The sequence below is a fragment of the Pedobacter sp. 05L430 genome (assembly GCF_056397585.1).
Genome location: NZ_JBFTNT010000095.1, coordinates 1 through 14097 on the forward strand (window position 1 = coordinate 1; position 14097 = coordinate 14097).

Annotated in this window: 14 protein-coding genes; 9 read left to right on the forward strand and 5 right to left on the reverse strand. The window is 37.6% G+C overall.

Translation table 11 applies throughout. The annotated features are described in order from the left end of the window. The 5 genes from AC1DG9_RS14130 to AC1DG9_RS14150 form a co-directional block, all read right to left on the reverse strand. On the reverse strand, positions 1-1200 hold a 1200-nt coding region (locus AC1DG9_RS14130; protein ID WP_477634770.1), incomplete at its 3' end, for an AMP-binding protein. A 394-nt stretch (positions 1201-1594) separates the two neighbouring features. After that, on the reverse strand, positions 1595-1756 hold the full coding sequence (locus AC1DG9_RS14135; protein WP_232325457.1) for a hypothetical protein: 162 nt from the start codon (positions 1754-1756) through the stop codon (positions 1595-1597). 316 nt (positions 1757-2072) lie between these two features. Beyond that, positions 2073-2636, reverse strand: coding sequence for a hypothetical protein (locus AC1DG9_RS14140; RefSeq protein WP_172663204.1), 564 nt, complete (start codon positions 2634-2636; stop codon positions 2073-2075). A gap of 319 nt (positions 2637-2955) precedes the next feature. After that, positions 2956-3207, reverse strand: a complete 252-nt coding sequence (locus AC1DG9_RS14145; protein ID WP_288883310.1) for a hypothetical protein — start codon at positions 3205-3207, stop codon at positions 2956-2958. 108 nt (positions 3208-3315) lie between these two features. Next, positions 3316-5484: a S46 family peptidase gene (locus AC1DG9_RS14150; RefSeq protein WP_172663202.1), complete on the reverse strand. Its 2169-nt coding sequence runs from the start codon at positions 5482-5484 to the stop codon at positions 3316-3318. Positions 5485-5605: 121 nt separating this feature from the next. Here AC1DG9_RS14150 and AC1DG9_RS14155 point away from each other — a divergent pair, with 121 nt between their 5' ends. The 9 genes from AC1DG9_RS14155 to AC1DG9_RS14195 all read left to right on the forward strand — a co-directional run bounded on the left by AC1DG9_RS14155 (position 5606) and on the right by AC1DG9_RS14195 (position 14057). Further along, complete coding sequence (locus AC1DG9_RS14155; RefSeq protein WP_477634771.1) at positions 5606-6082, forward strand: GAF domain-containing protein; 477 nt, start codon at positions 5606-5608, stop codon at positions 6080-6082. Beyond that, a complete protein-coding gene (locus AC1DG9_RS14160) occupies positions 6075-6680 on the forward strand; it encodes a DNA-3-methyladenine glycosylase (RefSeq protein ID WP_172663200.1) in 606 nt (201 codons plus the stop codon). The genes AC1DG9_RS14155 and AC1DG9_RS14160 overlap by 8 nt, the downstream gene beginning before the upstream one ends. A 92-nt stretch (positions 6681-6772) precedes the next feature. Beyond that, on the forward strand, positions 6773-8059 hold the full coding sequence (gene kynU / locus AC1DG9_RS14165; protein ID WP_477634772.1) for a kynureninase: 1287 nt from the start codon (positions 6773-6775) through the stop codon (positions 8057-8059). A gap of 20 nt (positions 8060-8079) precedes the next feature. Further along, positions 8080-8940: a bestrophin family protein gene (locus AC1DG9_RS14170; RefSeq protein ID WP_172663198.1), complete on the forward strand. Its 861-nt coding sequence runs from the start codon at positions 8080-8082 to the stop codon at positions 8938-8940. Between the two features lies 1 nt (position 8941). Beyond that, complete coding sequence (locus AC1DG9_RS14175) at positions 8942-9841, forward strand: histone deacetylase family protein (protein ID WP_288883316.1); 900 nt, start codon at positions 8942-8944, stop codon at positions 9839-9841. Between the two features lie 2 nt (positions 9842-9843). Continuing rightward, positions 9844-11703: a DNA topoisomerase III gene (gene topB, locus AC1DG9_RS14180; protein WP_477634773.1), complete on the forward strand. Its 1860-nt coding sequence runs from the start codon at positions 9844-9846 to the stop codon at positions 11701-11703. A gap of 57 nt (positions 11704-11760) precedes the next feature. Then, the gene (locus AC1DG9_RS14185) at positions 11761-12852 is read left to right on the forward strand and encodes an MBL fold metallo-hydrolase (RefSeq protein WP_288883318.1); all 1092 of its coding nucleotides are present in this window, start codon (positions 11761-11763) and stop codon (positions 12850-12852) included. 60 nt (positions 12853-12912) lie between these two features. Beyond that, a complete protein-coding gene (locus AC1DG9_RS14190) occupies positions 12913-13290 on the forward strand; it encodes a DUF1801 domain-containing protein (RefSeq protein ID WP_172663194.1) in 378 nt (125 codons plus the stop codon). Next, the gene (locus AC1DG9_RS14195; protein WP_477634774.1) at positions 13281-14057 is read left to right on the forward strand and encodes a hypothetical protein; all 777 of its coding nucleotides are present in this window, start codon (positions 13281-13283) and stop codon (positions 14055-14057) included. Before AC1DG9_RS14190 ends, AC1DG9_RS14195 begins: the two co-directional genes overlap by 10 nt. The last annotated feature ends 40 nt before the right edge of the window (positions 14058-14097 follow it).

Genomic DNA, 14097 nt, shown 5'->3' on the forward strand with positions numbered 1-14097 from the left:
GTCTAAAAGCCTACCGAGATCTCCGGTTCTATAGACTTTAATTTGTCCAAGTGTTGAATGGTTAAGTTCAATGAATTTCTCATTTGTTAGGTCTGGCTGATGAAAATATCCATTTGACAGGCAGGGACCTGAAATGCATATTTCACCAATTTCTCCATTTTCAAGAAAGGTTAATTTTTCATCAATAAAATAAATAGATGACTGTGCTATTGTTTCCCCAATTGTGGGTATTGATGCCCAATTATTGGGGTTACCTTTAAGTTTTAATTCGGTTACCCATATGGTTGTTTCGGTTGGGCCGTACACATTTACCAAACATGAATTGGAAATAGAAGAAAAGAATTCATTTATATTAGGGGTGATTTTAAGTAGTTCGCCACCAGTTATTAACTCCTTTAAATTAGCTGGAAATCGCTGTTCTTTGACAGCAGCTTCTGTTAAATATTGAAGCGTAACATAAGGTAAAAAGGCTTTATTTATCTTGTTTGCGATGATAAAATCTAAAAGTTTTGTGCCATCAAGTCTATAATCGTCATTAATAAGGTAAAGAGTAGCACCTGTTGTTAACGGCACAAAGATTTCTTGAAATGAAGCGTCAAAACTGAGATGGCAAAACTGTAACGCATTGATGCCTTTGCCATTAAGCGCATGATCATTTTGCCATTGTAAAAAATTAATCAGGCTTTTATGACTGATACATACTCCCTTTGGTTTTCCGGTAGAGCCTGATGTATAAAGAATGCATCCATTTTCAGATTGTTGGAAATTGTCATTGTTAACCGTATCAAGGTATGATTTATCTGAAGCTATAGGATAAAGCCCAAGGTCAGTAAAGACATTGAATTCGTTTAACAACGAAATACATGTACTTACTCCAGAATCTTCTTTAATCTGTAATAACCTGTTTTCTGGGTAGCTAGAATCTAATGGCAAATAGGTTTTTCCTGCTTTTAGGATTGCTAATAATCCAATAATCATTTCTATAGAGCGGGTTGCACTTAATCCTATAATTTCCTGATCAAAAGCTTGATTTAAAATAACGTTTGCTAAATTCTCAGCTCTGTTATTTAATTCACGGTAGGTAATGGACTTTTCGCCAAAAACCACGGCAATAATCTCTGGAAAATCCAGAGCTGCAATATTAAATAACTGATGAACCGTTAACTTGTTTTGGGTAATTAATATTTGGTCTGTAAACATTTGAGAGGATTGAATAAATTAACCTGACATATGCTTACTTGCAAAAGTTATTCCTTTTTATTAACTTTCATTTCATTTGGGTTCATTGTATGTTTTAATAGGGAGATTATTGAAGAAGAATCAGAACTAAATTGTTCGGTTCAGCTTGCTTAGCTCTTTCTCTGATACGCGGATATCAGATGCCCATGAGACCCCTTTCGTTGGGGTACGGATCTGCATCATACCTGTAATACACCTATGTAACCCCTGTGTAACACCTGGTGTTGCCTAACCTGAACCGAACCATTTCCAAACCCGGACACAAGGTGAGATGACAATGAAATAATGTCGCAAAAAAAAGACCCTTATTGAAACAATAAGAATCCTTTTGGAGATTTTAGCTTTAAAGGCTAAATTATTTTTTCTCTGGCGGAGTGGATACAATTTCTCCCCACTCGTTAACATAGGCCATCATGCTTTCAAGATCACCACCAGAGGAATTCTGTTGACGTTCAAGTTTACGCTGCTCTTTATCTTCTTTTTTCTTTTGTCTGTTTTTTTCTAGTTGCTTCTTCATGAAGGTAGCCTGAGATTTAGCCATAAATTCAATGTATTAGTTAAAAAATAACTCTCCTCTGGTTTTACCTGTTTGCCAAACATGTAAACTTATTGCTGTTTACTGTTAATATGGCTTAATATAATTAATTCTCGGGCGACAACGGACCAGTAGCCAGGAGGAATTGAAACCCAATCAAAAGGTTTGATTGGCAAGTAAATATTAAGAGAATAGTATAATGATATCCCGTTTGTGCAAATATACTAAATTTCTGGTTAAGAATCAATATTTGAAACAACTAGATGCTTAACGGGAAGTTAAACCATAACTATATTTTTTATAAACCAACCCTAATGGCATAGGTTACTTTAACGCGTGCCTTTAATTCCTTAGTAGTAGCCGTTCTTAATTTAGCTGAAAGATTATAGGTGAATGAAGAGGAGGTAAGGAAGGTTCTGACATCTGAACTTCCGGATGTTATTGGAATGCTAAGTTTAGTGGCTCGAGTATTTGGAGGGTTTACTGTAGCAATTGATTGGTCTGCTTGTCCGGATGCTTGCAGTTTGACAATTATGTTTTCTATGTTTTGAATGTTATTTAAACTATCTGCATCCAAAAGTTCTAAGTTGAATTCTTTGATGCGTATGTTTTTTACATTACCTAATCCGAATTTTGATGATTCTTTATTGATCAAAGAATCGAGATTAAAGTTTTTCACATTGAGGTTTCCAAGGATTGTTCCGGATTCGGTACTTGTGATCTTTGGTATCGTAAAAGATATGCCCTCGGCAGGGGTAATGAAAAGATCACGTTCGATGGATTCTTTAATGTTATTGCAAGATAGAAGTACCGTTGCAATTATTAGAGCGGATGCCAGCAAAGTATTAATTTTAGTTCTCATATACTTTAATTTGATTTTTCATCTTCACAAAGGTTCACATTATTCTCCATACCACCAATTAATTGTTTGGAGAGCGGCGAGTCTCAAAAGCTATTTTTTTGCTAAACTTCTCATATATTTGGCGATTTTTAACCACAGAATATTATATTGTGTGTTTATTTAAGTATCTGTAAAACAGAATTATTACGTGTATTTTGTTTAAGTTTTTGGTTATTTAAGCAGATGTTTGAGGTGGTTTGAGGGTGATAAAATGCAGAATAATATTCTGTTTGTTTGTCAATTTATCTGTAATACAGTTAGTTATGTTGGCTTTGGTGTACTAGTACTGCTGTCTATTGTACGCAGCCGAAAAATCACTTCTCATACTCTTAAATCGTTCAACTACAGTGGCAATAAAGGCTTCATCCAAGATTTGAAAGATCTCGTTTGCCCCTCCTCCACTGAGGTCGAGTTCTGACAATTTATAACTTTGTTCGAGGGTTCCCTGCTCGAATTTGATGATGTATTTTTGGTTCATGTTAAATAAGGTGATCTTGCATTCTGGATGTGGAAGTTCTGCTATTACTCTCATGCTTTCTGTAATTTATTAAGTAAGAAATTTGATTTTGTATTGGAAGAAAAAGCCGCCTTTCATTTTATCGGGCGACTTTTTATGATGGTTATTTTACGAGTCTGTAGATTAAAGTTTAACGCCCATTTCTTTTATAAGAAAATCGGCTTTGTCAATTTTTGAAGCAACCCATAGTACATAACGGATGTCTACGCCAATTGATCTGCTGTAGCTATCATTCCATGCATAATCGTTTATTGTTGCTCCGAATGCACGGTCAAAATTTACGCCTACCAGCTCGCCATAGGCATTCATGATAGGAGAGCCTGAGTTTCCGCCAGTAGTGTCCATGTTGTAAAGAAAGGAAACTGGGACGTCGTTAAGGTCTTTCTTTGCATATGGACCAAAATCTTTGGCGTTCCAAAGTGTTTTGATTTGCTCTGGGTAAGCAAATTCAGGATTCCCTGTAGCACCTTTTTCAAGTATTCCTTTTATTGTGGTATATGGCCTCATGTATGAGGCATCGGCCGGCCAATAKCCTTTAACATAGCCGTAGGTTAACCTGAGAGTGCTGTTCGCATCAGGAATGAAGTCTTTGTTTAAGAACTTCTCTTTGATGTTTACATAGTCGCCCATAAGCTTATTTAATAGTCCATCTCTGCGGTCTTTTTCAGGTTTTAACTCATTGATTTGTTTTGCGATATCATCTTCAAAGAGAAGTAGTCCATCATTATATGTAGAAATAGATTTTGGAGATTGAAGTAATACGTTTAAAACATAATTGACTTCTTTTAGCTTGCTTACTTCAAAAAGACTTTCTACATATTGATCAATAACATCATTGCTATTTGCACCTTTACTAGTGATTTTGTTAACGGCAGTTACCTTTTGGATTGGGCTGAACCGAGAAGCGTCTTCAAGCATTCTTTTGAATATCTTTCTATCTGCGTCTATGTCATATGATTCGTAGGTGCTTGATAATGTTTGCTTAAGTTTTTGGATGTTTTGATCAAAAAACTCTTGCTTTTGAGCTGCGGGCTGAGCTTTAAGAGCGTTTTTGAACGCGTTTATGTTTTTAGCAACCGTTAAAAGGTTTGTTGAAGTATAAATCTGTGTAAGCCAAAGATCACGCTGGGCATCAGTATTGATAAGTTTATACAGATTGTCTATGTCGGACATCAGGTTTCCGTATTTTGCTTTAGCATTAACATTGTTGTTGATGAACTGGATAAGGGCTTCTTCTTCCTTTTTCTTTTTTGAAATTAGATCTATCCCTTTTAGTCCCTGTAGTTTGCCTCTATAGTTCTTTAAAACATTAGCGTTTCTTTTTATGCGTGTTGCCAGTTTAATTTCAGTAGTCTTGTCCTTTTTGCCAATAGTTTCCATTGTTGAATTTTGGAAATCATATAGGTTGGATACATAAGGGAGTAGAAATTTTTCCTGATACTCTATAAATGCAGCCGGACGATGGCGGAATGTTTTTCCAGGATATCCTAAGATGAAAACAAAATCCTCCTCGTTAGTGCCTTTGGGGTTTACTTTTAAGAATTTTTTAGGTGTGTAAGGTACATTGTCTTTAGAGAATTTGGCGGGAGAGCCATCAGGTGCTACGTAAGCACGCATAAAAGAGAAATCTCCGGTATGACGAGGCCATACCCAATTGTCCGTTTCGCCTCCAAATTCGCCGATTTGTCTGTTAGGTACATATACAAGTCTGACATCCTGAATGGTTTTGTAGCGGAATAGTACATAGGTTTTTCCGATAAACATTTCGGATACCTCTGCTTTAATACTTGGGTCTTTCTTTTCTGCTTCGATAACGATGTTTTTCATTACATCATCGATTATTTTTAATCGGGAGGCAGGATCTTCTATCTGTGCTACAGCTCCTAAAACGCGATCAGATACATCTTCATAACTGTCAGTTATGCGGCAGGTTAGTCCTTTTGCTTCAATTTCCTGTTCATGTGTTTTGGCAACAAATCCGTTTGTCAGGTAATCATGTTCTGCGGTGCTGGCGAGTTGTACCGCGCTGAAGGCGCAGTGGTGGTTGGTGATGATTAAGCCTTCATTTGAAACGAAAGATCCAGTGCAGCCACCAACATTTACAAGTGCATCAACCAGGCTGGTGCCTTTTGGGTTATATATGTTGTTTTGGTCAATTTTTAAACCAGCCTTTTTTAAGTCAAGTTTATGGATTTCACTTAATGGGAACATTCCTTCTTCCCATGGCTTATAACCCGATTGGATTATTCCGAGCGTAAGGAGTGAAGTGATAATTAAGGTTTTCTTATTCATCTTTATGATTAATATGATAGTTAAAATCGCAAATTTAGGGATTTTAATTATGCTTTTACCCATAGATGGCAGTATTGACTGCGTGGTTTTGTATTTTTGCAATTCATTTACATAGATTAAAATGGCAGAGGATTTACACATAATAACCGATATAAGTAAGGAGGAGCAATACCGCTCTTTGATTCCGCAAATCAAGGCTTTGATAAGTGGAGAAGACGATCAGATTGCTAACCTGGCTAATATTTCGGCAGCTTTAAAAGAACAGTTTAAGTGGTTTTGGGTTGGTTTTTATCTGGTAAAAGGTGACGAGTTGGTGCTTGGGCCTTTTCAGGGCCCTGTAGCTTGTACCAGAATAAAAAAAGGTAAAGGTGTTTGTGGTGCTTCATGGGAACAGGCAGAGACTTTGGTAGTGCCGGATGTGGATGCGTTTCCTGGTCATATTGCTTGTRCTTCTGCGTCAAGATCAGAAATTGTTTTGCCCGTTTTTAGCAATAATGAAATTATAGGAGTGTTAGATGTAGATAGTGAATATCTTTCTCATTTTGATGATATTGATGCTAAGTATCTAAAGGAAATAGTTAATTTAATAGATGCCTAAATTAGCCTATTCTTTTTATCAAAATACCGACGTAAATGATCTTGCTGTACAGTTGCTTGGTAAGATGTTGTTTACCCGAATTGATGGCGAATTGACTGCTGGAGTTATAGTTGAAACAGAAGCTTATAAAGGAATAGATGATAAAGCGTCTCATGCGTATGGAGGGCGCTTTACAAACCGCACTCAGGTTATTTATGAAGAGGGTGGCTTGTCCTATGTTTATCTCTGTTATGGCATTCATCATCTTTTTAATGTTGTTACCGCACCAAAAGGGACGCCACATGCTGTTTTAATTAGAGGGATTGAACCTGTAAAGGGAATAGATATAATGCTTAGGAGGAGGAATATGGTAATATTAAAGCCTAATATTACTGCAGGTCCGGGAGCACTTTCAAAAGCGATGGGGATAGATAAAGGCTTAAATGCAAAAGATCTATTGGGAGATGAGATATGGATTGAAGATAAAGGAATTGTTTTTCCTGGTGATCAGATCGTTTCATCAGCAAGAGTTGGTGTTGATTATGCCGAAGATCATGCTTTGCTTCCCTGGAGATATTACATCAGGGGGAATAAATTTGTGAGCAAACCCAACAAATAAAACTGATTTTTATAGTAGGTAAAACCATTATTGTTGATAACAAATGATGCAGGTGATTTATTTATCTGCCTTTTTTATTGATATTTGAATCGATGAATTTTGAGAACAATTTGGCCTTTGCTCAAAGCCTAGATCAGGCAGATCCGCTTAGTAGTTTTAGGCATGATTTCTTATTTCCGCAACAAAATGGAAAACCATTTATTTATCTGTGTGGTAATTCTTTAGGATTGCAACCTAAAGCTGTACGTAAGGTAGTTGATGAGCAGTTAAACAACTGGCATAATCTGGCTGTAGAGGGTTGGTTTGAAGGTGATAATCCGTGGATGTTCTATCATAAAGAGCTGAAAAAACTGATGGCACCATTGGTTGGAGCAAGCGCTAAAGAGGTTTGTCCGATGAATACCTTAACGGTTAATTTGCACTTATTGATGGTAAGTTTTTATAAACCCGTTAAAGGTAGATTCAAGATCATCATGGAGGCAGGTGCCTTTCCGTCAGACCAATATGCAGTTGAAAGCCAGGTTCGATTTCACGGGTATGATCCTAAAGAAGCGATTATTGAGGTGGCCCCAAGAGTAGGTGAATATACATTAAGAACAGAAGATATTTTAACACAGATTAACGAACATGGCGATGAAGTAGCATTAGTTTTATTTGGAGGGGTAAATTACTTTACCGGGCAATGGTTCGATATGGAAGCCATAACCAAGGCAGGGCATGCTAAAGGGGCTATTGTAGGCTTTGATCTGGCACATGCTGCAGGTAATGTTCCATTAAAATTACACGATTGGGATATCGACTTTGCCTGTTGGTGTTCTTATAAATATCAGAACTCAGGACCAGGTGGAATAAGTGGCATTTTTGTTCATGAAAAGCATTTTACAGATACCACACTGAATCGCTTTGCAGGATGGTGGGGATATCAGGAAGCGCAGCGATTTAAAATGGAAAAGGGCTTTTTGCCAGAAGCAAGTGCAGATGGGTGGCAGGTGAGCTGCACTCAGGTAATGCCTATGACATTGTATTTTGCCTCATTGCAAATTTTCGAAAAAGCAGGGTTTATTGAGCCATTAAGAGTTAAAAGTAAAACTTTAACTTCTTATTTGTTTTATATTATAGATCAGGTTAATATGGTATTGGGGTTTGAGCAATTTGAAATTATAACCCCTCTAAGTGAAAACGATCGTGGCGCTCAGGTATCTATTATTGCAAAACAGAATGGAAAAGAGATTTTTGAGAAATTAACAGCARATAATGTTCTGGGCGATTGGAGGGAACCTAATGTAATCAGACTGAGTCCGGTTCCTTTATATAATTCATTTGAAGATGTATTTCGTACGGGCGAACTTTTACTTCAGATTGCTAAAGGTATTATTTAGTACTATTTAAGAGATTTAATATGATAAACTATAATCCAAAAGACTGGTTCACTTTTATCTTTCATGTCCATAAGGCGGATACAATTCGGAAATTGTGGCCACTAATGATTAGCGTAGCCATTTTTTCGGCTATAATCGCCTTTTTAGAACTTAACTATCTGAAACTGGCAGAAACTACCTATGTTAAAAATATAGGAATGATGCACAACCTGCTGGGTTTTGTAATCTCTATGTTATTGGTATTTAGAACCAATACTTCTTACGACAGGTGGTGGGAAGGTAGGAGGCTTCTGGGCGCACTAACCAATGTGAGTCGTAATTTTGCAATAAAGATTAAGTCGTTAAAACTAAAAGAAGAACATGTAGAGTTTTTTGAATATGGAATTCCGAAGTATGCCTTTGCTTTAAAAGAGCATTTGAGGGAAAAACAGTATTTCGGAAAAAACAGTTTCCTTATTGAGGTTGATGGTGGGAAGCACATTCCTAATCAGGTAGCGGCCAGTATTTCATCTAAAGTTTTTGAGTTGCAGGCAGCAGGAACTATCAGTCAGGAGCAGTTAATTATACTTAATGCAGATGTTCAGCAGTTTACTGATATATGTGGTGGCTGTGAGCGAATTAAGAATACACCTATTCCGTATTCTTATAGTGCTTTCATTAAGAAATTCATTTTCATATATGTAATTACTTTGCCATTTGGATGGGTGTTTAGCTTAGGTTACTTTGTGGTTCCTATTGTGCCATTTATACTGTATGTACTGGCCAGTTTGGAGCTCATTGCAGAAGAGATTGAGAACCCTTTTGGATCTGATGCAAATGATTTGCCTGTTGACGAGATTTGTAATAACATTGAAAAGCATGTAGAGCAAATATTGCGATAAGATGGTTAAAATTGCCTGGCATCCTTTATTTGCACATCCTTTACCAGAGGGGCATCGTTTCCCAATGCTTAAGTATGAGTTGATCCCCGAGCAGTTATTACACCAGGGATTTATAACTAGTAAGAACCTTTTTGCTCCTGATAAAGTAAGTGAAGAGGTGATTTTGCTGACGCATAAGGAAGAGTATTGGGAGAAGCTAAGGGATTTAACGCTTCCTGCAAAGGAACAGCGAAGGATTGGGTTTCCTTTAACAGCACAGTTGGTAGAGCGCGAGGTGAGAATTGCCCAGGGAACGATAGATGGTGCCATTTATGCAAAGCAGTTTGGTACAGCTTTTAATGTTGCAGGTGGTACACATCATGCCGGGAGCAATTGGGGCGAGGGGTTTTGTTTGTTGAACGACCAGGCTATCGCGGCCAATTATTTGCTGAATAATGGCTTAGCTAATCGGATCTTAATTGTAGATTTAGATGTTCACCAGGGAAATGGTACAGCAGAGATCTTTTATGGTGAGCCGCGTGTATTTACATTTTCTATGCATGGCGACAAAAATTTCCCATTTAGAAAAGAGCAATCTGATTTAGATATAGCATTGGAGGATGGAATTGAAGACGAATTGTATTTAAGTAAATTAAAATCACGTTTGCCCGCGCTGCTAAAACATAAACCTGATTTTGTATTTTACTTATCAGGAGTAGATGTACTTAGAAGCGATAAGTTAGGTAAGCTGGCTTTATCAAAAGCGGCTTGTATGGAAAGAGACAGGATGGTATTGCAGTTTTGTAAAGACAATAATTTACCCGTTCAGGTGAGTATGGGCGGAGGGTATTCGCCAGATATAAAAGATATAGTGGATGCACATTGCAACACATTTAAAGTTGGTATAGATATTTTTGAATAATTATGAAGATTGTTATTGCAGAAAAGCCTTCAGTGGCTCGTGAGTTGGCTAAAGTCTTCGGCGCTACTACAAAAAAAGACGGCTATATAGAGGGTAAGGGATATTCTTTTACCTGGGCATTTGGGCATTTGCTTCAATTGGCTCCTCCTCAAGAGTATGGTTTTATTGGATGGAGGAGGCAACATTTACCAATGCTGCCTAAAAAATTTAAGCTTGGTATTAGAAAAATAAAAACCAAGGATGGGTTGGTGGAAGATCCGGGCGTTAGGAAACAGCTGGACATCATTAAGAAATTGTTTGATGAAGCTACCGAGATCATTGTGGCAACGGATGCCGGGCGGGAAGGTGAGCTTATTTTCCGTTATATCTACTATTTTTTGAAATGTAAAAAACCCTTCAAAAGGCTGTGGATCTCGTCGCAAACTGACGAAGCGATTAAGGAAGGTTTTAGAAATCTAAAGCCGGGAACAGATTATGATACACTTTTTAATTCGGCACATTGCAGATCTGAATCAGATTGGCTGGTAGGAATGAATGCAACCCAGGCACTTAGTATATCGGCAGGAGCGCGGTCGGTGCTCTCATTGGGAAGGGTTCAAACACCTACTTTAGCAATGATCTGCTCCCGCTTTCTGGAAATTAAGCATTTTGTGCCGCAACTATATTATCAGCTTGCCATACAGTTAGACAAGGATGGTCAGCTGTTTAAAGCAATTTCCGTAAATAACTTTGATAAGAAGGAGGAAGCAGAAGAATTGTTCGCAAAAATTGAGGACGTTGCATCTGGTTTTCCAAATGGGGGTAAGATCTTAACTGTAGAAGCAAAACCAAGAAAAGAACCACCTCCCTTATTACATGATTTAAGTAGCTTACAGCAAGAAGCCAACAAACGCAAAGGGTTTACAGCAGATCAGACGCTGAACTTGTTGCAGGGCTTATATGAAAGTAAATTGGTTACATATCCCCGTACAGGGAGCAGGTATATCGGTGATGATGTTTTTGCTGGTGTTCCTAACCTGATAGATAAGCTGAAGGTGCATAAGGATTTTGGGAAACAGGCCGATTTTCTACAAACGGCACCTTTGAATAAGAGAAGTGTAAATGCAAAGAAGGTAACGGATCACCATGCTATTTTGCCTACAGGAGAATCTCCTTATCAATTGAGTGGCGATAAACAGGCCATTTATGATATGGTAGTTGGCCGGATGCTTGAAGCGTTCCACCAGGAATGCGTAAAAGAAATTACAAAGATAACAATTGAAGCCGGATCAGTTTTTATGGCAAATGGAACAGTAATTCGTTCTGCTGGCTGGAGATCGGTATTTAATGAATCGGATGACGAAAAGAAGGATGAAGAAAATCCATCATTACCGAAAGTAAAGGCAGGCGAAGAGCTTCCCATTGTAAATAAGGCTTTACTTGAGAAGCAAACAAAGCCTAAACCGCTGTATAATGAAGCGTCCTTATTAAAAGCCCTTGAAACCTCAGGAAAAGATATAGAGGATGAAGAATTGAGGTATGCAATGAAAGACAGCGGATTGGGAACTCCCGCTACCAGGGCTGCTATTATTGAAACCTTGATTAACCGTGAATATATTGTTAGGGAAAAAAGAAACCTTGTTCCTACAACTAAAGGCTTAGCGGTTTATGATGTGGTAAAAGATCAGAAAATTGYACAAGCAGAATTAACCGGACAGTGGGAAAAGAGATTGGAGGAAATCCGCTCAGGCGCGTCGGTAGCTGATTTTAAAGCTGAAATTACTGATTATACCAGGACTATTACGAACGAGTTGTTACAATCGGGAATGGGACTGGCAGAAAAGTTCGCAAAAGACGAGAAGCCGGAAGAGAAAGTAAGTTAAGAGATCAGAATTTTTTGTAAGTATATTCGCTTACATTAACCATATGAAAAGAAGATTATGTATTCCATACTGATTTTTATTGCTGTGTTTGTGCTGTTTACAGTTTGGGTGCTTAACTTTCCTATTTTCGGGCGAGTACCTGAAGGTGCTCGCTTAGCGCGTATAAAAAAATTACCTAATTATAGGGATGGTGCACTTGAAAACTTGTCGCCAACCCCTATGAAACCTGATAACGTAAGTTATTGGGATATGATAAAAGGAATGTTACGGGGCAATGTAAATGGGGCTCCTAAAAGTCCGGTACCTACCATTAAACCCGACTTTACACAAGATGCTTCCGAGACTAAAATAACCTGGTTTGGGCATTCTTCTTATCTGGTACAAACAGATGGCCAAAATATATTGGTTGACCCCGTGTTAAGCGAAAGGCCATCTCCATTTTCATTTATCGGGACCAAAAGGTTTTTAGGGACAGATTTTTTAAAGGTCGAAGAGTTTCCTGAACTGGATATTGTGTTAATTACTCATGATCATTATGATCATCTGGATTATGAAGCCATTTTAAAATTAAAGGATAAAACAAATCGCTTCATAGTTTCATTAGGTGTAGGATCACATTTGGAGAAGTGGGGAGTGCCTGCTTCAAGGATTACTGAAATGTCATGGGGAGAGGAAATTGTTTTTAATACGCTGAAATTTACTGCGCTTCCTGCCCGTCATTTTACTGGAAGGAAGTTTAAAAGAAATCAGACGGTATGGTCTGCATTTGTTTTACAAACATCAAAAGATAAATTGTATTTAGGGGGCGATTCGGGATATGATACACATTTTAAAGATGCCGGCGAGCAATATGGACCCTTTGATATTGCAATATTGGAATGCGGGCAGTACAATACCTACTGGCCTTTAATACATATGTTCCCYGAGCAAACTGTTAAGGCTGCAATAGATTTGGGTGCAAAGGTTCTGCTGCCTGTTCACTGGGGGAAATTTAAATTAGCTATGCACGACTGGAATGATCCGATTATTAGGGTTGTTAATAAGGCAAACGAAGAAAGTTTGAAAATTGCTACTCCATTAATGGGTGAATCTGTAATTTTAAATAAGAATTATCCTTCTAGCAAATGGTGGTTGGCCGATAACTTATAATCTTAAACAATATTGATAAATAGATGTTGTTTATCTGATAGTCATCTATAACTTAAAACAATGAAAACTGATTTTGTAGAAATTTTTCAAACCATTAGGGCATCGCTGCAGCCTTATGCTACTGTGGGTTTTAGTAATAGAGTAAACAGTGAAACTTCCTTTGACCTTTGGAGTGACAAGAATGTAGTGATTGAAGGAAAGCAAAGAAATGAAGTTTTCTTTGCAAGCGTAATTATACAAAAGGGACATGTGGGTTTTTATTATATGCCGGTATACACAGAGCCTGATATGAAAAAGATTTTTGGTCCTGATCTGCTTAAGTTGTTAAATGGTAAATCATGTTTCCATATCAACAAACTGGATGACGCATTGATGTTGCAAATAGAGGAAGCTCTGGCGGCTGGGTTTAAACTTTATAAAGAAAAGGGTTGGGTATAAAACCAGTTTGGCAACAAGATGTAATTACCAGTTTTGGGAATATTGGTATTACCACACATGATATTGAATCGTTAGAATACAAACTGCTAACCATTGGAGCAGGGGAGGTTGTAATTAACCTTATTCCACTTATAAATGCTTATCGCCCTGAAGATCTGATATTGTTGCAAGAGCAATATCAATTGAAAAATATTTCTGTAGTGCATTTATGGGAAGATATATGGGAAACTAGAAAAGCACAGGTAATAGGACGAATCTCTTCTATTCTTGGTCTGAATAAACGTATTCATGCGCGCAAAACTAAGATTATTCAAATTACACAAAAACAGGCCGATGATTTCTTAAATAATAATCATCTGCAGGCATCGGCCAAATCTAATTACAAATTCGGGCTAAGTTTAGATGATCAGATTATTGCAGTTGCTTGTTTTAGTAACCTCAGGTATATGAAAGGACTTAGTCCAGGCTACAGATCTGCTGAGCTAATCAGGTTTGCCAGTTTATCTGGTTATACGGTTATCGGAGGTTTTACAAAGTTATTACAACATTTTATTAAGACCTATAAGCCAGATGACATAATGAGTTATGCGGATAAGGATTGGTCGTTAGGGAAAGCTTACGAGCAATCGGGTTTTAAACTCGCTGATGTTACACCGCCTTTGGAGATTTGGCTGAAGARAGATACTTTGGTTAGGTACTTTCCTCATAGGTTACCGGCTGAGTTTATCCAAGAGGAGTATTTAGAGATTTATAATACTGTAATTTAAAATATATTTTATACTTATAATGCATCAAAATCCTTTGTTG

What these genes read in the sequence shown, in the direction of transcription:
- AC1DG9_RS14135 (WP_232325457.1), bottom strand. Translation starts at nt 1,756, where the DNA reads ATGAAGAAGCAACTAGAAAAAAACAGACAAAAGAAAAAAGAAGATAAA.
- AC1DG9_RS14140 (WP_172663204.1), bottom strand. Translation starts at nt 2,636, where the DNA reads ATGAGAACTAAAATTAATACTTTGCTGGCATCCGCTCTAATAATTGCA.
- AC1DG9_RS14145 (WP_288883310.1), bottom strand. Translation starts at nt 3,207, where the DNA reads ATGAGAGTAATAGCAGAACTTCCACATCCAGAATGCAAGATCACCTTA.
- AC1DG9_RS14160 (WP_172663200.1), top strand. Translation starts at nt 6,075, where the DNA reads ATGCCTAAATTAGCCTATTCTTTTTATCAAAATACCGACGTAAATGAT.
- AC1DG9_RS14170 (WP_172663198.1), top strand. Translation starts at nt 8,080, where the DNA reads ATGATAAACTATAATCCAAAAGACTGGTTCACTTTTATCTTTCATGTC.
- AC1DG9_RS14175 (WP_288883316.1), top strand. Translation starts at nt 8,942, where the DNA reads ATGGTTAAAATTGCCTGGCATCCTTTATTTGCACATCCTTTACCAGAG.
- AC1DG9_RS14190 (WP_172663194.1), top strand. Translation starts at nt 12,913, where the DNA reads ATGAAAACTGATTTTGTAGAAATTTTTCAAACCATTAGGGCATCGCTG.